The sequence below is a fragment of the Mesorhizobium sp. WSM4810 genome (assembly GCF_055811235.1).
Window position 1 is genome coordinate 49,898 of the sequence record NZ_JBVVQV010000002.1, and the last position, 23,036, is coordinate 72,933.

Consider the following 23,036-nt stretch of genomic DNA (forward strand, 5'->3'; position numbering starts at 1 on the left):
ATCCGGCTGCTCGAAGCTGCGGGGCTTCGAATGGAGGCGACGACCGGTTCGCCGCAAACGGCTGGAGGAATCAATCGAGAACCGTCGACGAAGACACGCGGACAACTCGCCCGGGCAAGCGGTTCGTCTGCGATGGCGCGACCGTCTGGCGCCGCTCGGCAACTTATGATTTCCAGGAGCCAGTCGCGCCCTGCCCGGCCGCCCACTTGGGACATTTCGGGTTCGCGGCTTGATCGCCGGCCTGAGATCGGCAACCGATATCGGCAATTGTGCTGACTTATGGCCTCAAATGTCTTACATTGCAGGTGATTGAGAGACGATTGAGATCGGCAAGAATGCTTGAAACACCTACCCGCATTGAGCCGCTGTTTTTTGACGACGCGGTACCGACCGTCCTGGCCGATCTCGCGATCGAGACGCAAAAGGCGGCCGATGAACTCGGACGAGCCCTGCATCCGGAATCGGCTGCCGAACTGGCCGATCTCGTGCGCGTCATGAATTCTTACTATTCGAATTTGATCGAAGGTCACAAAACCCGACCTCGGGACATCGAGAGTGCATTGGCCGGAGCCGAGATTGACCCTGAACGCCGATCTCTCGCCTTGGAGGCCAAGGCGCATGTCGAAGTTCAGAGGATGATTGACGGCCTCGGTTTGCGTGGGGAGTTGCCGAGCCCGACTTCGATCGATTTCATCCGGCGGGTTCATCGCGTCTTCTACGACGAGATGCCGGAGGAATTCCGGTTCGTCGACAAACCCGACGGCACCAGGGCCGAGATCGTGCCTGGCGAGTTCCGGTCGTCTCCAGAGCATGATGTTGTTGTTGGCCGCCATCAGCCGCCATCGTCTGACAGGGTGTTGGCCTTATGGAGCACTTCGAGAAACGGTACGCGATGACCGAAAAGCAGGCCAGCCTGCGTATCATCGCGATTGCGTCAGCTCATCACCGCCTCAACTATATCCACCCTTTTCCAGACGGGAACGGCCGCGTCAGTCGCCTGATGTCTCACGCTATGGCGCTCAAGGCCGGAATCGGCGGCAATGGCCTATGGTCGATATCTCGTGGACTCGCTCGTGGGTTGAAAGATCGCGGCGAATACAAGCGCATGATGGATTACGCAGACAGTCCCAGACAGGGCGACCGCGACGGCCGAGGAAATCTTTCGGAATCAGCACTCAAGGATTTCGTCGAATGGTTCCTGACAGTCGCGCTCGACCAGGTGCGGTTCTCGATCACCATGTTCGACCTCAGACGGCTTGAGGCCCGCTATCGCGCCTTGGTGAAGGATATCGTTGACGACAAACGGGCGCCTGATCTGGTGGCGGCGGTATTGCGGCACGGCAGGCTGCCGCGTGGCGAGGCCAATTTGGTGCTGAAGACATCCGAGCGCACGGCACGGAACACGTTGTCGGAACTCGTCCACCGCGGTTTCCTGAAATCTGATACTCCGAAGGCACCGGTCCGGATCGCTTTTCCTCTCGATTTCAGGGAACGGCTGTTTCCGAATCTCTTCACCGATGCCGAAGTCGATGTCCCAGAACCACCGTCACTGTCTTTCAGGTGAGTGGAATTTCAGGAACCATCCATTTCTATTTGAGGATGACAGTGACGGCCGTGACGATTCGAGGCCTTGGGGTCGTAGGAAGAAAGGCGCGCACCGCGACGACCCGCAGGCCGCAGTCACCTTGTCGTTGATCCAGCCCATTCCGACCGATACCAGTCGACGAATTTTTTCAGCCCGTCTTCTGTCGAAACGCTCGGCTTGAAGCCGAAATCGCGCTCCAGCGCAGTCATGTCGGCATAGGTCCGCTCGACATCGCTGCTTTGCATCGGCTCGGTGTGGCGGATCGCTTTTACGCCGAGCAGTTTTTCCAGAGCGTCGATGAAATCGCCGAGCCGCACCGGCCGGTTATTGCCGACATTGTAAAGCCTGCTCGGCGGAACTTCAGCCGATGGCGGCCTGTCGAGCACGGCAACGACAGCTCTCACCACGTCGTCGACATAAGTGAAATCCCGCCACATCTCGCCATTGTTGAACACCCGGATCGGCTTGCCTTCGAGCATCGCCTTGGTGAAAATCCAATAGGCCATGTCGGGCCGGCCCCAGGGACCGTAGACGGTGAAAAATCGCAAGCCGGTCTGCGGCACCCCGAAGAGATGGGCGTAGGTGTGGCTCATCAATTCATCGGACTTCTTGGTGGCGGCGTAGAGCGAGACGGGCTTGTCGACCTGATCGGTCTCGCTGAACGGCACCTTGCGGTTGCCGCCATAGACCGAGCTCGACGAGGCATAGACCAGATGCTCGAATGCGGGCTGCGCGCGACAGAATTCGAGCACTTCGAGATGGCCGACGACATTGGAACGGACATAGAGCCTCGGATTGTCGAGTGAATGGCGCACACCCGCCTGAGCGGCGAGATGGACGATCCTGACTATGCCTTGCCCGGCCAAAGCGTCAGCAAGAGCGCCCTGTTCGGCGATGTCGATCTGGTGAAATGAAAAATCCTTGTGGGGCTGCAAGCGGGCGAGACGCCCCTTTTTGAGTGCCAGATCGTAATAGTCGTTCATATTGTCGACGCCGACGACCGCTTCTCCCCTGCTCAAGAGATGATGGCAAACATGGCTGCCGATGAATCCCGCGGCTCCGGTTACAAGTACAGGCAACAAGGTTCTCCATGCATATGCTGGCACACGACCGCGAAATCGAGATCGATTTCGGCAAGGATCATGCCGCAATATCAAAACGCTACATCGGAATGAACGGAACCGACCTAGTCCAATTCGTGCTATAGCCGAAAGCCCCAATGGGCGCTACCGACAAGCTGTGCGGTCGACGAGTCAGCTCGCCTCGCGCAGTGCCTCGGCCGCCTGCAGGTCGACCGACACGAGCTGGCTGACGCCCTGCTCGGCCATGGTCACCCCGAACAGCCGGTTCATGCGGGCCATGGTGATCGGGTTGTGCGTGATGATGACGAAGCGCGTCTCGGTGGTGGCCGCCATTTCGTCCATCAGATTGCAGAAACGCTCGACATTGTGGTCGTCGAGCGGTGCGTCGACCTCATCGAGCACGCAGATCGGCGCGGGATTGGTCAGGAACACGGCAAAGATCAGCGACATCGCCGTCAACGCCTGCTCGCCGCCGGAAAGCAGCGTCATCGTCTGCGGCTTCTTGCCGGGTGGCCGCGCAAGGATTTCGAGACCGGCCTCGAGCGGATCGTCGGACTCGATCAGTTGCAGTTCCGCTGTGCCGCCGCCGAACAGATGCGAAAACAGCCGCTGGAAATGGCCATTGACCACGTCGAAGGCAGCCAGCAGCCGTTCGCGGCCTTCGCGGTTCAGGCTCTGGATCGCCTGCCGCAGCTTGCGGATGGCCTCGATGATGTCCTCGCGTTCTGAAACGATGGTCTCCAGCCGGTCGGACAGCTCCTTCTGCTCTTCCTCGGCGCGCAGATTGACGGCGCCGAGCCGCTCGCGCTCGATCTTCAGCCGGTCGAGCTGACGCTCGATCTCAGTCATCTCCGGCATCGGGCTGTCGGCCTCCAGGCCGGTGTGGCGGATGACCAGATGCGGCGGCGTGTTCAGCGTTTCCTGGATGCGCGCCTCAACCTCGAGCCGTCTTTCATCGGCAGCGGTCAGCCGCTCTTCGGCGCGGACGCGGGTTTCGCGCGCCTCGGCCAGCGACTGGATCGCTGATGTCGCGGCCTTGTCCAGTTCGGACTGCTTGTTTTCCGCTTCCTGCAACCGGTCGCCGGCGGCCTGGCGCAGGCTTTCGGCCTCGGCAAGCTGCGACAGCAAGGCGCGCCGCTTGGCGTCGATCTCGTCGGGTGCGTCGGCCAGCCTTTCGCGTTCGGCCTCGGCCTCGGCCTTGCGTTCGCCGAGTGCGGCGATCTGCGTCGAGGCGTTTTCGGCGCGCTCCAGCCAGTTGCGGCGTTCCGCGCCGATGGCGTCGAGGCGGCGCGAGCGCGCTTCGGCTTCCCGCCTCAAGCCTTCATGGACAGCGCGGGCATCGGCAAGGGTGGCGCGGTCGCGAGCGACGTTGGCGGCCGACTGTTCGAGCTGCAACTGCAGATCACCGAGATCGGGAGCGTTTTGTAGCAGCATCTCGGCCTCGACGAAAGCCGCGGCCGTCTCTTCATGGCTGTCGACGACGCGCGCGCGCGCCTCGTCAAGTGCGGCGCGCCGGCTCGACAGCTCGCCGCCGGCCTTCTCGGCCTCGGCCAGCGCGTTGCGGGCGGCGTCCAGCCCATGCTGGGCATCACGCCCGGCCTGACGGGCGTTGCGCTCGGCCTCGCTCGCCTGGGCAAGCGCCTGCTCGGCATCGGCAAGGGCCTCTTCGGCCTGGCGCAGGATGCGGTTCGCGTGGACCGCCTCGGCGTCGAGCTCGGACAGCCGGTTTTTCTGCGCCAGCCGCTGCGCGGCGGCGGTCGGCGCGTCGGCGCTGGCGGTGAATCCGTCCCAACGCCAGAGCGCCCCTTCGCGGCTGACCAGCCGCTGCCCGGGAGCAAGCTGCGCCTGCAACCGTCTTCCCTCAGCAGTGTCGACGATGCCTATCTGCGCCAATCGGCGGGCGAGTTGAGCCGGCGCGCGGACGACGCTGGCAAGGCTCTTGATGCCTTCGGGCAGAGCGGCGTCACCGGGCTGGACCTCGCTTTGGCCCCAATGCACCGGCGCGCTGCGGTCGAGCGGCACGTCGAGATCTTCGCCAAGGGCGGCGCCCAGCGCCGTCTCGTAGCCGCGCTCGACGCTGATCTGCTCCAGCACGGACGGGAAGAGGTCGCCGCTCGCCGCATTCACGATCTTGGACAGCGTGCGGGCCTCGGTTTCGATTCGCGCCAGCTCGGCCTTTGCATCCTGAACCGGCGGGCGGGCGGCGCTCTCCGCCGCGCGCGCCTCGGCGACAGCCTGTTCGGCGGCAATCGCCGCGGCTTCGGTTTCCTCGAGCAGCGCCAGCGCCTGTTCAACCAGAAGTTGCTTCTCGGCGGGATCGGCCAGGCCGGCGACCCTGGAGGCGATATCGGACAATTCCCGGTCGACATCGGCGAGCTGGCGGGCGAAACGGTCGCGGCGCTCCGCGGTGTCGCGCAGCGTTCGTTCGATCTGGTTGCGGGAGGCGGCGGCCTCCGCCCGTTCGGCGGTCAGCCCGGCGAGTTTGGCTTCACTGGCGGCAAGCGTCGACGCCGCCTGTTCGACCGCCGCGCGGGTGCTGGCCTCGCGGTCGGCGGCGCCGGCGTTCTCGGTGTTGAGCGCAGCTTCTTCGGCGGCGAGGCGATCAAGAATATCCGCATTGTCGCGGACCATCCGCTCCTCGCGGACGATGTCGCCGTCGAGCTGCTGGAGCCGGCGGTCGAGCTCCAGTTGGCGGGCACGGATACGGCCCGCTTCTTCCTCGATCTGCGTCTTGGCGATCGACAGGCGCTGGAAGGCGGCAGCGGCGGCGGCTTCCGCGTCGCGCAGGTCCGGCAACCGATGGGCGCCGATCCCTTGCTCCCTGGCGGCAGCCATCTGGGCGGCGGCGCGGTCGCCGACCAGTGCCGTGGCGATCGCCAGCGCCGAGCGCGCCTCGCCTTCCTGCGTCTTGGCCAGCGTCCAGCGCAGATGCAGCAGCGTCGCTTCAGCCTTGCGGATATCGGCCGACAGGTTCTTGAAGCGCGAGGCCTGGCGAGCCTGGCGCTTCAGGCTTTCGATCTGGCTTTCCAGCTCGCCGACGACGTCGTCCAGCCGTTCCAGATTCTGTTCGGCCGCTTTCAGACGCAGTTCGGCCTCGTGGCGACGTGTGTGCAGGCCCGAAATGCCGGCCGCCTCTTCCAGTAGCGCGCGACGCGCCTGCGGCTTGGCCTGGATCAGCTCGCCGATGCGGCCCTGCCCGACCATCGAGGGCGAACGGGCGCCGGTCGATTGGTCGGCGAAAAGCAGCTGCACGTCCTTGGCGCGGGCTTCCTTGCCGTTGATGCGGTAGAGCGAACCCGCCTCGCGCTCGATGCGACGCGAAACCTGCAACTCGTCCGCGTCGTTGAAGGCCGAGGGCGCGCTACGGTCGCTGTTGTCGAGGAAAAGCGTGACTTCGGCGGTGTTGCGGGCCGGACGCGTTCCGGAACCGGAAAAGATGACGTCGTCCATGCCGGACGCGCGCATGTTCTTGTACGAGCTTTCGCCCATCACCCAGCGCAGCGCCTCGACAAGGTTCGACTTGCCGCAGCCGTTGGGGCCGACGATGCCGGTCAGGCCGCGTTCGATGACGAACTCACCGGGTTCGACGAACGACTTGAAACCGAGCAGGCGAAGGCGCGAGAATTTCATTCGCGCCGCCCCAAAAGCGGGTTCTGCAAAAGTGTTCCGCGGTTTGGCGACAAGAACTCGCGGCGCAACAAAAAGTTGCGCACGCCGAAGCGCAGCCGCTTCGGCGCTGCCGAGACGTCAGAGCAGAGGGTCGATAATGGCCGAGATTTCCTCAATCGACAGCGCCCCCTTGTAGGTCTTCCCGTTGATAAAGAAGGTCGGCGTCGAGTCGACCTTGAATTCATCGGCGCCGCGCTTCTGGACCGACCTCACATCGTCCAGAAGTTTCTGGTCCGTCAAGCAGGCCTCGAACGACTCCTGTGTAAAACCGGCCATCTTGGAGATTTGTAGCAGGGCGTCCTTGGTATTGGCGACACCTGCCCAGTTCGCCTGCTGCTTGAACAGAACGTCCACCATTGGGAAATAATTGTCCTTGGAGCAGCGCGCCAGCATGAAACCGGCCTCGGCGCTGGGATCGAAGGGGAACTCGCGCAGGATAAGGCGGGCCTTGCCGGTATCGATGTATTTCGTCTTCAGCGCCGGGAGGGTGGTTTCATGGAAATGCGCGCAGTGCGGGCAGGTCATCGAGGCATATTCGACGATGGCGACCTTCGCGTCGTCCTTGCCGAGCTGCATGTCGGGCAGTGCGCCGGGCTTCAGCAAGGCAGCCATGTCCACCGTGCCCTGGGCCTCAGGCGCCTTGGCCGCGGCCGGAGCGGCCGGCTTTGCCGGATCGGCCGGCGTCATCGCATCGGCGGGGGCCGCAGGCTTCACATCCTCCGCCACGGCTTTCTCGCCCGAGTCGCTGCAGGCGGCGAGCAGAGCCACCGCCGGAATGGCGGCCAGTGACGACAGGAGGTTTCTGCGGGACAAAAGACGGGGCATACGAATCACCTGACAATGGTTGGATTTTGCAATGCAAAGGCTAGAAAAGGCGAGAGTTGGCGCGAATTAAGGCATCGCCGTCCCCATTCCAATCGCCAAAACTTGGCTACGCGATCACGAAAGCGCGAGATTATGTTTTCTTTTGACCGAGAATGGTGGCGCCGAGCCGCTCCAGCGAGGCGCGCAGCCCATCATCCTCGATCATTCCGACAGTGCCTGACAGCTTCACCTTCTCGGCCGCGGTCAGCGGCCGGATGCTTGGTTTAAGCCGGCCTTTGTCAACCGTGACCGGCTTTTGCACGATTCTGATCCGACCGATAGCGTTGAAGCCGAGGAAGGCGTTGACCCGGTTGATGATCTCGCCGGTCTCGTGCTGCAGATGGAGCGCCGCCATGCCTTCGCAGGCGATGACCAGCACCGCCGGCTCGAACGGATCATCTTCATGCATGCGGCGCGGCCACTGGATCTTTTCGGGGCGCGAACGGCTGGCAAGCCGCGGCCCGGCAATCTCCTCCCACGACTGGACGAGCCCGATCGACATGCCGGCTCGCTTGCGCAGCACCGGATCGAGGATCTGGGTTGCGAGATCACTCACCGGAACGGGATTGCCGAAGGGCCTTTTCCCTGCCATGTGCGTTCTCCAGTCACGACCTTCACCATGCATCGGTTAGGCCAGTCCTCGATCAATGGCACTGCACGACCAGACCCGCAAGACCGCATCCGGAGACAGCGGCAAAGCCGCATCCGGAGAAAGTGGCGAGATCGCGTCCCGCCTGCTCGCCTGGTACGACGCGCATCATCGCGACTTGCCGTGGCGCATTGCGCCGCGCGAGTTGGCACGCGGCATGCGGCCCGATCCCTACCGGGTCTGGCTTTCCGAAGTCATGCTGCAGCAGACCACGGTCGAAGCGGTAAAATCCTATTTCCGGGCCTTTGTCGAGAAATGGCCCGATATCGAGGCGTTGGCCGCTTCAGCGACCGAAGATGTCATGAAGGCCTGGGCTGGACTCGGCTATTATTCCCGCGCGCGCAATCTCAAGGCCTGCGCCAATCTCGTCGCGCGGCAAGGCGGCAGGTTTCCGGATACGCAAGCTGGCTTGAGAGAGCTGCCCGGCATCGGCGCCTACACAGCGGCGGCGATCGCCGCGATCGCCTTCGACCAGCCCGCCGCGGTCGTCGACGGCAATGTCGAGCGGGTGGTTTCCCGGCTGTTTTCGATCGTCACGCCGCTGAGCGAGGCCAAGGGCGACATACGCACCTATGTCGAGCGCATGGTTCCAGCGACCAGGCCGGGCGATTTCGCCCAGGCGATGATGGATCTTGGCGCGACGATCTGCACGCCGCGCCGGCCGCGCTGCATGCTGTGCCCGCTGCGCGAGGATTGCAGCGCCATTATTTCCGGCGATGCCGAACGCTTCCCTGTCCGCCTGCCGAAGGGCGAGAAACCATTGCGGCGCGGGGCTGCTTTCGTTGCCGTACGCGGCGATGGCGCCGTCCTTTTGCGCAAACGTGGGGATAAGGGCCTGCTCGGCGGCATGACCGAAGTGCCGACGACCGGCTGGACCGCGCGGATCGACGGCGCCACCACGGACGCGGCGGCGCCATTCCCCGGCAACTGGAGGCCAGCCGGCCGGATTGGCCATGTCTTCACCCATTTCGCGCTCGAACTCGAAATCTTCAAAGCGATGGCCGATGTCGCCGCCCCAGCGGGTCATTTCTGGTCGCTGGCCGACGAAATTTCCGGCGAAGCACTGCCCACCGTCATGAAAAAGGTAATCGAAGCAGCGATACCGGGCGCGACGAAGAAGCAGCGCGCACATTGAATCGCCCACGTCGCCCCATTTGAACTGCGTTGAACGAGGACAAGAATGACCGAAATCCGCCACATCGTTTTCGACATCGGCAGAGTGCTGATCCACTACGATCCGAACCTGCCGTTCAGCCGTATCATTCCGAATGCCGAGGAGAGAAAGTGGTTTTTCGACAATGTCTGCACGCATGACTGGAACATCGAGCAGGACCGCGGCCGCACCTGGGAAGAGGCCGAGGCGTTGCTGATCGCCGAATACCCGGACCACGCCGAAAACATCCGCAACTTCCGCCGCCTCTGGCACGAGATGGTTCCGCACGCTTACGATGACAGCGTCCAACTCATGGACAAGCTGATCGAGAGCGGCCACGACGTCACCATGCTGACCAATTTTGCGTCCGACACGCTTGCCGAAGCCCGGCAGCGTTTCGACTTCCTCAACCGCCCGCGCGGTGTGACCATTTCGGGCGAGATCGGCATGATCAAGCCGGATCGCGGCATTTACGACCATCACGTCGCCGCGTTCGGCCTCGAGCCCGCGGCCACGCTGTTTATCGACGACAGCCAAAAGAATGTCGACGGCGCCAAGGCGGCCGGCTGGCAGTCGGTGCTGTTCACCGACGCAAAGACACTCGAGGCGGACCTCGATCGCCTGGGGGTCAGAGTGTGATCACTGTGACGGGCCTGACCGCAGTCGCTGAGACGCGCGGTCCACGGCGCTGCCATTGGATCCGTCTCGGGCGCTACTTGACGTGAGAAGCGTAGATGCGATCGAACTCACCCGTCGCCTTGGCAAGATGCAACCATTGGTCGACATAGGCCTTGAAGACAACGGCACCCTCAGGAAGCATATAACCCATTTCGCCATATTGGAGCGGCTTCTCGGGGTTGATCGCGCAAAGGCCGGGGTGAAGTTTCTCCTGCAACTCGGTTTCGACCGATTCGGCGATCATGATATCGGCTTTGCCGTCAAGGATTTGGCGGAAGATCGTGACGTTGTCCGGGTAGATCTCAATTTTAGCGTCACTGAGTTTTTCACGCACGAATTTCTCATTGGTCCCGCCGGGATTAACAATCACAGTCACATCCGGCTTGTTGACGTCGGCAATCGATTGGAATTTCGCCTCGTCCTCGCAGCGCGCAATCGGTGCCTTGCCATTGACGAGATAGGGCTCGCTGAAGAACACCTGCTTCTGGCGTTCCAAGGTCACCGAAATACCGCCCATCGCGATGTCACACTTGCCGGTCGTAAAATCGGCAAGCAATTTTTTCCAGGTAGTCGCCACGAAGTCCGCCTCGACCCCTAGTGAGCTTGCCAGAGATTTTGCGAGATCGATATCGATGCCCTGGTAGTTGTTCGCGGGCTTGTCATGAAAGGTGAAGGGCTTGTAGTCGCCGGTCGTACAGACGCGCAGCTTGCCGTTCTTGATAACCGCATCAAGCTGGTTTTCTGCGCCGGTGTTCTGCGCAATCGCCGGAGAGGCCAACAAACCCATGACGAGGGCGACGACAAACGGCGAGGCAAGAGCTTTCATGGATCTGGTCTCCGATGGATAAGAGAATCGAGCATTCGAGAAACGGTGGGCAAAGGTCAATAACTCTTCCTGGGGAATCGTTCACCGTGATCCTCCGGCGGCGCCGAAAACCCGAACCGGCTACCCGCGCCAGTGGTACCCACCTGACATAAGAGTCCGGCTCGGGATTCCTCTTGGCTGCACGCGAAGGAGCGGCATTTAGTTTGGGCCAATTCAGTCAGTCACCGTCGTGAAAACTTCGAGTACCAATTCCATTCCCACGTACTGCCTGCATCAGCGGAGAACGCACGGCTGTAAATCGGGGTTTTCGGGTTGCGCTTATCCCAGTGGAATTTCACGATAACGTCCTTGCCGGCCACAACCTCACGGCCGAAGAATTCGCCTTCGTCGCCATTGAACGAGCCCACCTTTCCGTCGTCGAGTTTGCCCGCGTTGCTGTCGGCCCAGTAGATCGTCCAGAGACGCGTCTTTGGATCGAACAATCGCACGGTGAGGCCCTCGAACGGCTTTCCTCCCAACTCCGTATGAAAAATGTCGAAGTTGCCCAAACCCACTAGGATTTGGCGGAACTCCTGGGTCGCGTCGAATTCTTCCCACTCGTCGCCGCCGGCCAGTGGTTCCTTCAACGTACGATTCCTGATGTTCCAGTTGCCCACCAAATAGTCGAAATCATTTTTGGACGACGTCTCGCTCGCCGTCATCGCAAGTTTCCCGTCCGATGAAAGAGAGACCGCACTCATCTACTTTCCTTTGGATCGACGTCGTGCCAGCACTCCCATCGCCGCGGACATGACGAATGTATGGGCGTTTCTTCGATGACTGCGGCGCGCTTCGCATGTCCGATCGCGGCAACAATTGGATGGGAACCCAACCGCGCGTCGTGATGCACGCGCGCCGTCACCTCCATGTTGCAACGCGTAAGCCGAAGACCCGTTCCGGGCACGATTCGCTTCGGTTAGCTCCGCCACTCCGTCGCGAAGTCGCGTTGCTCCGCGGGGCATCACCATCCGCAGGACAGTCGATATGATTATCGGCACATTCTGCATCCTGGGCGCACACGCGCTGGTGCATGATGACCGAGACTTCGACCCGATGGTTCGTTACCTCGGCCTGCGCGCCGCATGAGAACGATGTGCAACAAGACCTCTGTAGCGGTTATCGTCAGGCCCCTGCCCGCTCCATGCCGAGGCGGGCGATGCGGCGAAGCTCGTCGATCGGGGTCAGGCCGCCGCTGCGCTCATAGTGCCAGAAGGTCCAGCCGTTGCAGGCATCCAGCCCCTGCACTTCCGCGCCGATCTTGTGGATCGATCCGGCGCTGCCGCCGACCGCCACAGTGCCGTCGGCGCGCACCTTGGCCGCCCAGCGCTTCTTGGCGTCGTAGAGCGTGGCGCCCGGCAGCATCAGCCCGGTGTCGATGAGGCTGACGAAAGCGACGCGCGGCTCGGCGCGCTTGCCGGTAAGCACAGTAAGAACAGCGCCGTCCAGCGGCCGGACTGCATCGATGCGCTCGTTGGCGGCGTCGATATAGGCCTGCTCGCGCTCGATGCCGACGAAATGGCGGCCGAGGCGCTTGGCCACGGCGCCGGTGGTGCCGGAGCCGAAGAAGGGATCGAGCACGATATCGCCGGGCTTCGTCGAGGCCATCATGATGCGGGCGAGCAGCGCTTCGGGCTTCTGCGTCGGGTGCAGCTTGTCGCCATTTTCGTTCTTGAGGCGCTCAGCGCCGGTGCAGATCGGAAACAGCCAGTCGGACCGCATCTGGATGTCGTCGTTCGACGCCTTCAGCGCTTCGTAGTTGAAGGTGTAACCCTTCCCCTTCTGATCGCGCGAGGCCCAGATCATCGTCTCATGGGCGTTCTGGAAGCGGCGGCCGCGGAAATTCGGCATCGGATTGGTCTTGCGCCAGACGACATCGTTGAGGATCCAGTACCCCAGATCCTGCATCTTGGCGCCGACCCTGAAAATGTTGTGGTAGGAGCCAATGACCCAGATGGTGCCGTTGGGCTTCAACACGCGGCGCGCCGCCAGCAGCCAGGCCCGGGTGAAGGCGTCGTAGACCTCAAAACTTGCGAACTGGTCCCAGTCGTCGTCGACGGCATCGACCTTGGACTGGTCGGGCCGGTGCAGATCGCCGTCGAGCTGCAGATTGTAGGGCGGATCGGCAAAGATCACGTCGATGGATTTTTCGGGCAGCCGGTCGAGCGCGGCGACGCAATCGCCCTTCAGGATCGTATCGAGCCATTCGGATTGCTGGGGAGCATGGGAAAGCTCGTCGAGAAGACGCACGGCAGACATTGTTACACCCAAAGCACGCGTTACTGTTTACTCCCTGTTATGGTTACCGATCAGCGTAAATATTCGGTGAAGGCCTGGGGTGCGGACCCCGGGTAATTTGCGAAGATCGGCCTATTGGTGTATGCCGCGCCGCCTTAACCGTCCCAGCCTCCTCCCTCCCGCTTTTCGGATCGCTATGCCCCAGCCAGACCTTGTCATCTTCGATTGCGACGGCGTGCTCGTCGATTCCGAGATCATCGCCGCGCGCATCGAAGCCGAGCTGTTGACGTCGGCCGGTTACGAGATTTCGGCTGAGGAGATTTCCGAAACCTATGCCGGGCTGACCTTCAAGGACATCATGATGCGGGTCGAGGAAAAATCCCGCGTCCCATTCCAGGCCTCGCTGATCGATCGCGCCGAAGACCTGGTCGACCGCCGCCTGCGCAGCGACGTGCGCGCCGTCGACGGGGTGCACGAGGCGGTCGCCGCGGTGACGGCGCCGCGCTGCATCTGCTCGAATTCGCGCACCGAGCGGATCGAATTCATGCTGGAGAAGGTGCATCTGCTGCCGTTTTTCAGCGGCCGGATTTTTTCCTCGCTGGAAACACCAAGCGGGAAGTCCAAGCCGGCGCCCGACGTGTTTCTCTTTGCCGCGGCAAAGCTCCAGGCCGATCCCGCGAACACTTTCGTCATCGAGGATTCCGTGCATGGCGTGACCGGCGCCAGGACAGCCGGCATGCGTGTGATCGGCTTCACCGGAGCGGCGCACAGCTATCCCGGGCATGCCGACGCGCTCACCGAGGCCGGCGCCGAAACGGTCATCCGCCGCTGGGCGGAACTGAAAAGCGTGATCTCCGCCCTGTCGGAGTGGTCGGCGGATGCGTGAAGCAGGCGTCCAAATGGACGCGCAGATCCAAAACCGCGGCTATTCGGCCGCGGCAACCTTCTTGTCGGTCTTCTTCGGCGGGCCTTCGTCATAGCCGGCGAACACCTGATAGTCCCGCGCGGTGGGCTCGGGAACGACAACGTTCGAATCGGTGAAGACGAACTGGGTGGCACTCGAGGGATTGGTAACCTGGACCTGATGTTGGTGAAGCTGCGAGTAAAGGACCTCCTTGCCATGCATCACAGCGATACGGATCGGCATGGTGATGGTGCCAGGGCTGAACATCGGTCCCGGAACGACCTTGCCGGCGACGGCGATCTTCATCGTCAGCGAGCCGTTGGCGCGGATGCAGTCGCGGGTCACATCGGTGATCGAAGCCTGATAGACGATCTTGGCGGAACCATCCTGCTGGCCGCTGCTCGCGTCAAGCGCAGCAGCTTCTGCATCCAGGGTGGCGGCTTTTTTCTTGGGCTTTTGACTGCCCTTGGCATAGGTGTTGAAGAAGGCGGTGCCGTCGCGCAGCGTCACTTTCGGACAATAGGCCAGCAATTGGCTGGCGAGAACCTTGGGGTCCGGCGGTGGTGGCGGTGTCGTGTCCTTCTTTCCGAAGCCCAGCATGCTGCTGCCGCCTGATTGGCAGCCGGCGGCGGTAAGCATAAAGCCGGCGAGCGCCAGACCCGCGACAAAACGACCGTTAAATGTATGTAACGCCATGAACTGCACTTCCCTCTCGCAAAGCGGGTGACGTATATCAACCGCGCGGCAAAAATGCGACTGAGCAAGTACGGAAATTAACCACTTTGCCGCGGACAATACCGCCCGGCAGCAATGGAACATGACGATGCGCTATGTGAGTACCCGCGGGGAAGCGCCCGTGCTTGGATTTTCCGACGCTGTGCTGGCGGGTTTGGCGCGCGATGGCGGACTTTATGTCCCTGAAACCTGGCCGCAGTTTTCGGCAGCTGAGATCCGCGCCATGCGCGGCCTTGCCTATCCCGACCTCGCCATCCGCGTGCTGTCGCCGTTTCTCGGCGGCGAGATCGCGATGCCGGTGTTCGAACGCCTGGTGCGCGAAGCCTATGCGACGTTCCGTCACGAGGCGGTCTGTCCGCTGGTGCAGACCGGCTCGAACATGTTCGTTCTGGAACTCTTCCATGGCCCGACGCTTGCCTTCAAGGACGTCGCCATGCAGCTTCTCGCCCGGCTGATGGACCATGTGCTTGCCGAACGCAACCAGCGCGCCAGCATTGTCGGCGCCACCTCCGGCGATACCGGCGGGGCCGCCATCGATGCCTTCGCCGGGCGCAACCGCACCGACATCTTTGTTCTTTTCCCGCACGGCCGGGTCTCACCGGTGCAGCAGCGGCAGATGACGACGTCCATCGCCGCAAATGTCCATGCACTGGCGGTCGACGGCAATTTCGACGATTGTCAGGGCCTGGTGAAGGACATGTTCAACGATCACGGTTTTCGCGACCGAGTATCGCTGTCCGGCGTCAATTCGATCAACTGGGCCCGCATCATGGCCCAGATCGTCTACTACTTCTCATCGGCGCTGTCGCTCGGCGCGCCCGACCGGCCGATTTCGTTCACGGCGCCGACCGGCAATTTCGGTGACATCTTCGCCGGCTACGCCGCCAAGAAGATGGGGCTGCCGATCGAGCGGCTGATCATTGCAACCAACGACAACGACATTCTGGCGCGCACGCTGTCGAGCGGCGAGTACCGCACGAAAGGCGTCTTTTCGACCACGTCGCCGTCGATGGACATCCAGGTCTCTTCGAATTTCGAGCGCTTGCTGTTCGAGGCGGCCGGCCGCGACGCCTCTACCGTGCGGCGCTACATGAGCGGCCTCAAGCAGTCCGGCGCCTTCACCATCGAAGCGGGCGAGATCGCCAGGATCCGCTCCGAATTCGACGCCGGCCGTTCGACCATGGACGAAGTCGCCGCCACGATCCGCTCGACGCTCGCAGCCAGCAACTATCTGCTCGACCCGCACACGGCCGCGGCCATGCACGTTGCGGTTGCAAAAGCCGCCAATGCCGTGCCGATGGTGGTGCTGGGCACCGCCCATCCGGCAAAGTTCCCGGCCGCCGTCGAAGCGTCCAGCGGCGTGTCGCCTGCCCTGCCCGCATGGCTAGGCGGGTTGATGACTTCAGAGGAAAAATACACGGTACTTCCATCCGACCTGAAAATGGTGGAAGATTATGTTAGCCGCCACACGCGGGCGGCAAGTTAGGGAGTATCAGCTATATGGGTGTTGAGGTAAGCCGTCTGTCGAACGGCCTGACAGTCGCCACCGAAACCCTTCCAAGCCTCGAATCCGTCGCTCTTGGCGCCTGGATCAAATCAGGCGCCCGCAATGAGCGTAGCGAAGAGCACGGAATGGCCCACCTGCTTGAACACATGGCGTTCAAGGGAACCAGAAGGCGCAGCGCCTTCGAGATCGCCTCCGAAATCGAGGATGTCGGCGGCGAGATCAATGCCGCCACCAGTGTCGAGACCACCTCCTATTATGCCAGGGTGCTGAGCGACGACGTGCCCCTGGCCGTCGATATCCTGTCCGACATCCTGCAGGAATCCGAGTTCGACCCGCAGGAGCTGGAGCGCGAGCAGCATGTGATCCTGCAGGAGATCGGCGCCGCACACGATACACCCGACGACGTCGTCTTCGACCACTTCACCGAGACGGCCTTCCGCCACCAGACGATCGGCCGCTCCATCCTCGGCACGCCGGAAACCGTCAAATCCTTCACCTCGAAGCAATTGCACAAATTCATCGAACGGCAATATGGCGCCGAGCGCATGGTGATCGTTGCCGCCGGCGACATCAAGCACGACAACTTCGTGCGCGAGGTCGAGAAGCATCTCGGCGGTTTCCGCAGCAAGTCCGACAACACCATGCCGCAATATGCGCAATATGTCGGCGGCGATTTCCGCGAGGACCGCGACCTGATGGACGCGCAGATCGTGCTGGGGTTCGAGGGCCGCGCCTATCATGTACGCGACTTCTACGCCTCGCAGGTCCTGTCGATGATCCTAGGCGGCGGCATGTCGTCGCGTCTTTTCCAGGAGGTCCGTGAAAAGCGCGGCCTGTGCTATTCGGTCTATGCCTTCCACTGGGGTTTTTCTGATACCGGCATATTCGGCGTCCATGCCGCGACCGGGCAGAGCGACATCGCCGAATTGGTGCCGGTGGTCATCGGCGAGTTGCAGAAGGTCGGCGAGAACATCCTGCAGGAGGAACTCGACCGGGCACGCGCCCAGTACCGTGCAGGCCTGATCATGTCCGCCGAAAGCCCAGCCAGCCGCGCCTCGCAGATCGCCCGGCAAATGCTTCTGTTCGGCCGGCCGATCGCCAAGGAAGAGCTGATGGAACGGCTGTCGGCGCTGACGGTCGAGCGGTTGACGGACCTGTCGTCACGGCTGTTTTCGACCAAGCCGACGCTGACTGCCGTTGGACCGGTGGGCACGCTCGCTCCCTATGAGGCGGTCCTCGAGTCGCTTTCGGGCACGCAGACCACGGCCCGAAAGCTCGCCGGCTAAGTCCATCAAAGCGTCATGTTCGCGCTCCCTTTCTTTCGCCGTGACCTGCCGGCACTGAAGGGTGACCGGGTCACGCTGCGCGTGCCGCTGACCAACGACTATCGTGAATGGTCGGTGCTGCGCGGGGAAAGCCGCGCCTTCCTGGAGCCGTGGGAGCCGCGCTGGAACCCCGACGAGCTCGACCGCACGGCCTGGCGGCATCGCCTCAGCCGCTATCGCGAAGACTATGCGCAGGGAACGGCCATAGCCTTCTTCATCTTCGACAAAAGCAACGCCAAGCTTGTCGGTGGAATCACCCTCGGCAATATCCGCCACGGCGTCGCGCAAAGCGGCCATATCGGCTACTGGATCGGCGAGCGCTACAGCGGCCGTGGCCTGATGACCGACGCGGTCAAGGTGGTAACGCGCTTCGCCTTCGATACGCTGAGGTTGCACCGGATCGAAGCTGCCTGTATTCCCGACAACGCCCGGTCGATCCGCGTGCTTGAAAAAGCCGGATTCCGGCGCGAAGGACTTCTCCGATCCTATCTCAGGATCAACGGCATCTGGCAGGACCACTACCTCTACGCCCGGATCGAGGACGATCCGCCGGGCGCGGAAACGAAGGACTGATTTTGACGAATTTCCTGCGAATCGGGTCGTTGTTCGCCTTCGTGCTGACGGCAATCGTCGTGCTCTGCGCGGCGTCTTCGGCCTTCGCCGTCGAACCGATCAAGATTGCCCGCGACGATGTGGCGCTCGACCTTTCGGGCGCCGTCGAAATATACCGCAACCAGGGCGAGAATTTTCAGGTGTCGACTGCTCCGGGACCGGACGGCATCGTGCGGCGCATCGAGGTCGAGGCCAATGATGCGCGCTCGACCGGCGACTGGGCGGTGTTCGCGCTTGCCAACACCACCGACCAGCAGCTCGACAGGCTGATCGTCGCACCGCATTTCCGGCTGGTGAATTCCGGTATCTTCTGGCCGGATCTCGGCTCGACCCGCATCGCCGCGATCACGCCCAGCGAGGGCTTCGCGCTCGACCGCCAGAGCAGCCCCGATGCTGATGTGTTTCGGGTGACGCTGAACCCCGGAACAGTGATCACCTTCATTGCCGAACTGGCGTCGCCCAAACTGCCCCAAGTCTATCTTTGGGAGCCGGAATCCTACAAGGATTCGGTCAATTCCTACACGCTGTTTCGCGGCATCGTCATCGGCATCGCCGGCCTCCTGGCGCTGTTCCTGACCATCCTTTTCGTCGTCAAGGGGACCTCGATGTTCCCGGCAACCGCAGCACTCGCCTGGGCGGTGCTCGCCTATATCTGCATCGATTTCGGCTTTCTCAACAAGGTCCTGGAAATATCGCCCGGAAACGAGCAGATGTGGCGGGCCGGAACGGAGGTGGCGCTTGCAGCGACGTTCGTGGTGTTCCTGTTCGCCTATCTCAACCTCAACCGATGGCACGGCCATTTCAGCTACGGCGCGCTGGTCTGGATTCTGGGGCTGCTGCTGATCGCCGGCGTTGCAATCGTCGATCCGGCGGTCGCCGCCGGCATCGCCAGGCTGTCCTTCGCCGCCACCGCGCTGACCGGCCTCGGCCTGATAATCTTCCTCGGCATACGCGGCTACGACCGTGCCATCATGCTGGTGCCCAGTTGGGTCATGGTCCTGTTGTGGCTATGCGGGTCGTGGATGGCGATCACCGGCATGCTCGACAACGACATCGCCCAGCCGGCACTGGGCGGCGGGCTAATCCTCATCATCCTGCTTATTGGCTTCACCGTCATGCAGCACGCCTTTGCCGGCGGTGCGCTGCATCAGGGCCTGTTCTCCGATCTCGAACGGCAGGCGCTGGCCGTGGCCGGATCGGGCGACACGGTGTGGGATTGGGACGTGATGCGCGACCGCGTCGTCACCAGGCCGGATGTCAGCATCCAGCTTGGCCTTGCGCCCGACAGCCTGGGCGGCGCTGCCCGCAACTGGCTGCCGGTACTCCATGCCGACGACCGCGACACCTTCCGTACGACGCTCGACGTGGTGCTCGAACACCGGCGCGGCCGGGTGTCGCAGAATTTCCGCCTGCGCGGTGCCGACGGGCACTATCACTGGTTTTCGCTGCGCGCCCGGCCGGTGATCGGATCGGACGGCGAGGTCATCCGCTGCGTCGGCACCATGGTCGACGTGACGGAGCAGAAGAAGTCCGAGGAGAGGCTGTTGCACGATGCCGTGCACGACAATCTGACCGGCCTGCCGAACCGGGAATTGCTTATGAACCGGCTGGAGGCGATCATCTCGATCGCGCGCACGGAAGAGAAGGTCCGTCCCACCGTCTTCGTCATCGACATCGACCGGTTCAAGCAGGTCAATGACGGGCTCGGCATCTCGGCCGGAGATACCATCCTGCTCACTGTTGCGCGCCGGCTGCACCGGCTGCTCAAGCCGAAGGATTCGCTGTCGCGCTTTGCCGGCGACCAGTTCGCGCTGATGCTGCTTTCCGAGCAGGACCCGGCCCGCATCGCAGCCGTTGCCGATGCCATCAAGCATGCGATCAACAATCCGATTACCTTTGCCAAGCGCGAGATCGTGCTGACCGCCTCGATCGGTCTGGTCACCTGGACCTCGGCGCAGAGCTCGGCCGAGGACATGGTCAAGGACGCCGAGCTTGCCATGCACCAGGCCAAGCGTTTTGGCGGCGACAGGATCGAACCGTTCCGACCCGCCTTCCGCACCGTCGGCACCGACCGGCTGCAGTTCGAGTCCGACCTGCGCCGCGCCATCGAACGGCGCGAATTCACACTCGCCTACCAGCCCATCGTGCGGCTGGAAGACGGCAGTGTTGCCGGCTTCGAGGCGCTTTTGCGCTGGGACCATCCGCGTCGCGGCATGATCCCGCCAGGCGATTTCATCCCGGTCGCCGAGAGCTGCGGCCTGATCGTGCAGCTTGGCTTGTTCGCCATGCAACAGGCCGCCGAAGATCTGGCGGGATGGCAAAAGCAGATCGGCGACGCGCCGCTGTCGGTTTCGGTCAACCTGTCCAGCCGACAGCTCATCCGCCGCGATCTGGTCAGTGACGTTCGCTCGGTGATCGCGCGGGCCAATCTGAAGCCGCGCTGTTTCCGACTCGAGCTCACCGAATCGCTGGTGATGGACAATCCCGAGCAGACAGCCCATGTGCTGAACAAGCTGAAGAAGCTTGGCATCGGCCTGTCGCTGGACGATTTCGGCACCGGCTACTCATCGCTGGCCTATCTGACGCGCTTTCCCTTCGACACGATCAAGATCGACAAGAGCTTTGTCGACGACACCACACCGAAGCGCGCGGTGCTACTCAAATCGATGGTCAACATGGCGCATGAACTCGGCCTTTCGGTCGTGGCCGAGGGCATTTCGGACGAAAGCGATGCGCTCGAGCTGCGCCAGATGGGCTGCGAATATGTGCAGAGCTTCATGTTCGGGGCGCCGATGCCCGGCGATCAGGTGCTGAGGACGCTGAAGGAACAGTATCCGCTGACCCGGGCTTGATCTTGTTCATGTCGTTGTCCCAAAACCGCTGCCCTTTTTGGGCGGCGTGAGCCTGCGATTGGCACCCGCTCGAGCCCATCGGCAAGGTCTCAGTTCCCGCGGCTCGGCACTCCATCAAAAGTACGACCGGCGGTCACGCGACTGTGAACTGGGAGTATTTGTTTACGGCTCGCGCTGTGCATCATACCCACTTCGCGAAATCGGTGCGAAGAGCAGACCCGCTGATAAGTCAGCCTGCTGCCCGGAATCACCGGGTCATGATGGAGGCCAACTGATGAATTTCGACAAGATTTCTGCCTGGGCTCCGGTGTGGTTAAGCGTCGTGAGGATCATGTCGGCGCTGCTGTTTCTGGAGCACGGAACTCAAAAGCTCTTCAATTTTCCGCCCGCTCCCGAGCCGATGCAACTGTCGGGGCTTATTGTGATCCAGGCAGTGATCGAGCTGATCGGAGGCGCGCTGCTTGCCCTCGGACTCTTCACCCGGCCCGTCGCGTTCATTCTGTCCGGCAACATGGCGGTCGCCTATTTTATGGCGCATGCGCCGCAAAACTTCTTTCCGGTTGTCAACGAGGGCGACTCGTCGATCCTCTACTGCTTCATTTTCCTGTACTTCTTTTTCGCGGGAGGCGGCGCGTGGAGCGTCGATGCGGCCCGTCGCGGGACCGGCCTCGCGACGCCCTGAACAGGATCGGAGGGAACTTGCTGGGCGGCTACCAGCGGAGCATGTCCGACAGCCTGCCAGGTCGAAATGATAGGAAGTTCCGGCTCCGCTGATCGTCGCTTTCGGGCTTTTCGCTGGACATTCCCCAACACGAGATACGCGCCCCTAGGGCGGCCATTGCCGCACTTTTAACCCGTCGCTTTCCCTTATGCGGGCATCAAATCCCGCATGATCGCGACCGTGCTGCTCGTGTCTAGGTGCCTTCTGTCGGCGATAGAGATAGTTCTCGGGAAGACCGAGGCGACGGCACGACTGGACGGCCGGAGATGAAGGGAGCACGATGCGCTCGCAGATTGCAGCCGTCGTCTTCACAAAAGCACGCTCCCACGGCTTCAACGTCCAGTGGTCGCCGAGTGCCAACCGCTTGCGGACCCAGCGGGGCAGGATCTCGACAGCCGCCTTCAGAAATGGCCGCTGAAGCGGTTGAGCCATTCCTGGCAAGACGGGAACGTCTTCCATGATCTGCAGGAATTCCAGGACGATCGGCGATGCGACGAGTCTTTGCCTCATCGCGTCGAACAGCGCGTAAAGCTCGGCCTGCGACGTGGGCGCGTCAACCGCACCATAGAGAAGCGCGACGGGGCGAGCCTCGGTGAACATCGCATCCCGTTCGAAAAAATGCAGTCGATGCACATAGACGTGATAGGCCTCCATGAAACCAAACCCGGCCGTCGCTTGCACCCAGTCCAGCAACTCCGGGTCGGTGGCGTCGTATGGCTCACCTTCGCTGGTTCGGCCTGAAACGCGCCCATGCATCCTGACCACAACTTCAATCATGGCCTTGGCCTTGGTCCGGGGACCGTAGACCGTGACCAAGGCGGCGAGGCCCGTGCGCCGTAATCGTCGGAGCGCGTCGGAGCGGAATGTGCTGTGCTGCCAAATGGCGTCGCGAACCCGCGGCTCTGCCAATTCGAGCAGCACCGCGGTAATCCCGCCGATGAATAGCGCAACCGGGTTCTTGAAAATACGCCACGACACCGAGTTGGGCGGCAACAGCGCCGGCTCGCCCCGCGGGGTCGAGAAGTCCATCTGAGATCCGAGCCGCTGGCGCATGAACGACAGCGCAAGGGTGTCCACACGACGCTCAAGCAGGCGAGGCAGAGGAAGGGTGCCCGAATTGCCAAACATGCTCCGACTCTCCTGGCAACGCGTGTGGCTGGCGGATGCAGCACGAACGTCTTGGCCCTTCCGTCGTTCCAAAGATTCAAACTGGCGCGCTGCATAACTCCGCAAGAACACCGGGCCCGGATAGCCATCACGAGCCCGGTCGCGCCGGCCCTATGGGGTAAGATCGAGCGCCGGCACGATTCTGTGATAGGGCAGCCCCGCATCGTCGTTTAGACGCTTCACGTCGACATCGGAGGCAGCGTCAAACAGGCACATGCAGCGCCCGTCCTCCGGTGCGAAGGTCGAGCGCAGATAGCTGATGTCGGTGCCGTTGGAGGTCATCTCGGCGGCTTTGCTGATCGCCGCCTTCTGCGCATCTCCCAGAGCTTCCATGCTGATGCCCTTGAGGTCGCGTTCCACCATGTAGACAGTCATTTCCAGATCTCCTCCTGTGAACAGTGACCACAGGAGTTGAGCGCAGCTGCGGGCGAAA

General features: G+C 62.4%; 20 protein-coding genes. 10 read left to right on the forward strand and 10 right to left on the reverse strand.

Annotated features, from left to right (window positions below; genetic code table 11):
- The first annotated feature begins 335 nt into the window (after positions 1-335).
- Both AC0L3O_RS02975 and AC0L3O_RS02980 read left to right on the forward strand, forming a co-directional pair.
- Entirely contained in the window at positions 336-896 is a 561-nt protein-coding gene (locus AC0L3O_RS02975; protein WP_473530774.1) for a Fic family protein, read from the forward strand.
- On the forward strand, positions 893-1,564 hold the full coding sequence (locus tag AC0L3O_RS02980; protein ID WP_473530775.1) for a Fic family protein: 672 nt from the start codon (positions 893-895) through the stop codon (positions 1,562-1,564). The genes AC0L3O_RS02975 and AC0L3O_RS02980 overlap by 4 nt, the downstream gene beginning before the upstream one ends.
- A 116-nt stretch (positions 1,565-1,680) precedes the next feature.
- On the opposite strand, the gene AC0L3O_RS02985 is transcribed toward AC0L3O_RS02980, so the two are convergent.
- From AC0L3O_RS02985 to AC0L3O_RS03000, 4 genes are all read right to left on the reverse strand, one after another.
- Complete coding sequence (locus tag AC0L3O_RS02985; protein WP_287341587.1) at positions 1,681-2,664, reverse strand: NAD-dependent epimerase/dehydratase family protein; 984 nt, start codon at positions 2,662-2,664, stop codon at positions 1,681-1,683.
- A 174-nt stretch (positions 2,665-2,838) separates the two neighbouring features.
- Positions 2,839-6,297 carry a chromosome segregation protein SMC gene (gene smc / locus AC0L3O_RS02990; protein ID WP_473614773.1) on the reverse strand — a complete coding sequence of 1,153 codons (3,459 nt, stop codon included), beginning with the start codon at positions 6,295-6,297 and terminating at the stop codon, positions 2,839-2,841.
- Between the two features lie 117 nt (positions 6,298-6,414).
- Positions 6,415-7,161 (reverse strand): DsbA family protein, encoded by a 747-nt coding sequence (locus tag AC0L3O_RS02995; RefSeq protein ID WP_287358019.1) that lies wholly within the window; start codon positions 7,159-7,161, stop codon positions 6,415-6,417.
- 130 nt (positions 7,162-7,291) lie between these two features.
- Entirely contained in the window at positions 7,292-7,792 is a 501-nt protein-coding gene (locus tag AC0L3O_RS03000; RefSeq protein WP_023802726.1) for a DUF721 domain-containing protein, read from the reverse strand.
- A 55-nt stretch (positions 7,793-7,847) separates the two neighbouring features.
- Here AC0L3O_RS03000 and mutY point away from each other — a divergent pair, with 55 nt between their 5' ends.
- Together mutY and AC0L3O_RS03010 are read left to right on the forward strand one after the other, a co-directional pair.
- On the forward strand, positions 7,848-8,984 hold the full coding sequence (mutY, locus tag AC0L3O_RS03005; protein ID WP_287245003.1) for an A/G-specific adenine glycosylase: 1,137 nt from the start codon (positions 7,848-7,850) through the stop codon (positions 8,982-8,984).
- A 45-nt stretch (positions 8,985-9,029) separates the two neighbouring features.
- Positions 9,030-9,641, forward strand: a complete 612-nt coding sequence (locus tag AC0L3O_RS03010) for an HAD family hydrolase (RefSeq protein ID WP_473533867.1) — start codon at positions 9,030-9,032, stop codon at positions 9,639-9,641.
- Between the two features lie 73 nt (positions 9,642-9,714).
- On the opposite strand, the gene AC0L3O_RS03015 is transcribed toward AC0L3O_RS03010, so the two are convergent.
- The 3 genes from AC0L3O_RS03015 to AC0L3O_RS03025 all read right to left on the reverse strand — a co-directional run bounded on the left by AC0L3O_RS03015 (position 9,715) and on the right by AC0L3O_RS03025 (position 12,801).
- The gene (locus tag AC0L3O_RS03015; protein ID WP_473533868.1) at positions 9,715-10,506 is read right to left on the reverse strand and encodes a transporter substrate-binding domain-containing protein; all 792 of its coding nucleotides are present in this window, start codon (positions 10,504-10,506) and stop codon (positions 9,715-9,717) included.
- A 221-nt stretch (positions 10,507-10,727) separates the two neighbouring features.
- On the reverse strand, positions 10,728-11,246 hold the full coding sequence (locus AC0L3O_RS03020) for a hypothetical protein (protein ID WP_287172121.1): 519 nt from the start codon (positions 11,244-11,246) through the stop codon (positions 10,728-10,730).
- A 421-nt stretch (positions 11,247-11,667) separates the two neighbouring features.
- A complete protein-coding gene (locus tag AC0L3O_RS03025) occupies positions 11,668-12,801 on the reverse strand; it encodes a DNA methyltransferase (RefSeq protein ID WP_473614775.1) in 1,134 nt (377 codons plus the stop codon).
- A 175-nt stretch (positions 12,802-12,976) separates the two neighbouring features.
- Here AC0L3O_RS03025 and AC0L3O_RS03030 point away from each other — a divergent pair, with 175 nt between their 5' ends.
- Positions 12,977-13,666, forward strand: coding sequence for an HAD family hydrolase (locus AC0L3O_RS03030; RefSeq protein WP_027152381.1), 690 nt, complete (start codon positions 12,977-12,979; stop codon positions 13,664-13,666).
- A 39-nt stretch (positions 13,667-13,705) separates the two neighbouring features.
- Here the strand turns inward: AC0L3O_RS03030 and AC0L3O_RS03035 are convergent, their stop codons facing one another.
- The gene (locus AC0L3O_RS03035) at positions 13,706-14,380 is read right to left on the reverse strand and encodes a hypothetical protein (RefSeq protein WP_091595951.1); all 675 of its coding nucleotides are present in this window, start codon (positions 14,378-14,380) and stop codon (positions 13,706-13,708) included.
- A 127-nt stretch (positions 14,381-14,507) separates the two neighbouring features.
- Here AC0L3O_RS03035 and thrC point away from each other — a divergent pair, with 127 nt between their 5' ends.
- The 5 genes from thrC to AC0L3O_RS03060 all read left to right on the forward strand — a co-directional run bounded on the left by thrC (position 14,508) and on the right by AC0L3O_RS03060 (position 21,397).
- Positions 14,508-15,905 (forward strand): threonine synthase, encoded by a 1,398-nt coding sequence (gene thrC / locus AC0L3O_RS03040; protein WP_473614776.1) that lies wholly within the window; start codon positions 14,508-14,510, stop codon positions 15,903-15,905.
- Between the two features lie 14 nt (positions 15,906-15,919).
- On the forward strand, positions 15,920-17,212 hold the full coding sequence (locus AC0L3O_RS03045) for a M16 family metallopeptidase (RefSeq protein WP_077381322.1): 1,293 nt from the start codon (positions 15,920-15,922) through the stop codon (positions 17,210-17,212).
- Positions 17,213-17,227: 15 nt separating this feature from the next.
- Complete coding sequence (locus AC0L3O_RS03050) at positions 17,228-17,824, forward strand: GNAT family N-acetyltransferase (RefSeq protein ID WP_027152377.1); 597 nt, start codon at positions 17,228-17,230, stop codon at positions 17,822-17,824.
- 2 nt (positions 17,825-17,826) lie between these two features.
- Positions 17,827-20,715: an EAL domain-containing protein gene (locus tag AC0L3O_RS03055; RefSeq protein WP_027152376.1), complete on the forward strand. Its 2,889-nt coding sequence runs from the start codon at positions 17,827-17,829 to the stop codon at positions 20,713-20,715.
- 274 nt (positions 20,716-20,989) lie between these two features.
- Entirely contained in the window at positions 20,990-21,397 is a 408-nt protein-coding gene (locus AC0L3O_RS03060) for a DoxX family protein (RefSeq protein ID WP_473614777.1), read from the forward strand.
- 144 nt (positions 21,398-21,541) lie between these two features.
- On the opposite strand, the gene AC0L3O_RS03065 is transcribed toward AC0L3O_RS03060, so the two are convergent.
- Together AC0L3O_RS03065 and AC0L3O_RS03070 are read right to left on the reverse strand one after the other, a co-directional pair.
- A complete protein-coding gene (locus tag AC0L3O_RS03065; protein ID WP_473614779.1) occupies positions 21,542-22,564 on the reverse strand; it encodes an oxygenase MpaB family protein in 1,023 nt (340 codons plus the stop codon).
- Positions 22,565-22,714: 150 nt separating this feature from the next.
- On the reverse strand, positions 22,715-22,978 hold the full coding sequence (locus AC0L3O_RS03070; RefSeq protein ID WP_023799307.1) for a DUF4242 domain-containing protein: 264 nt from the start codon (positions 22,976-22,978) through the stop codon (positions 22,715-22,717).
- Positions 22,979-23,036: the final 58 nt, after the last annotated feature.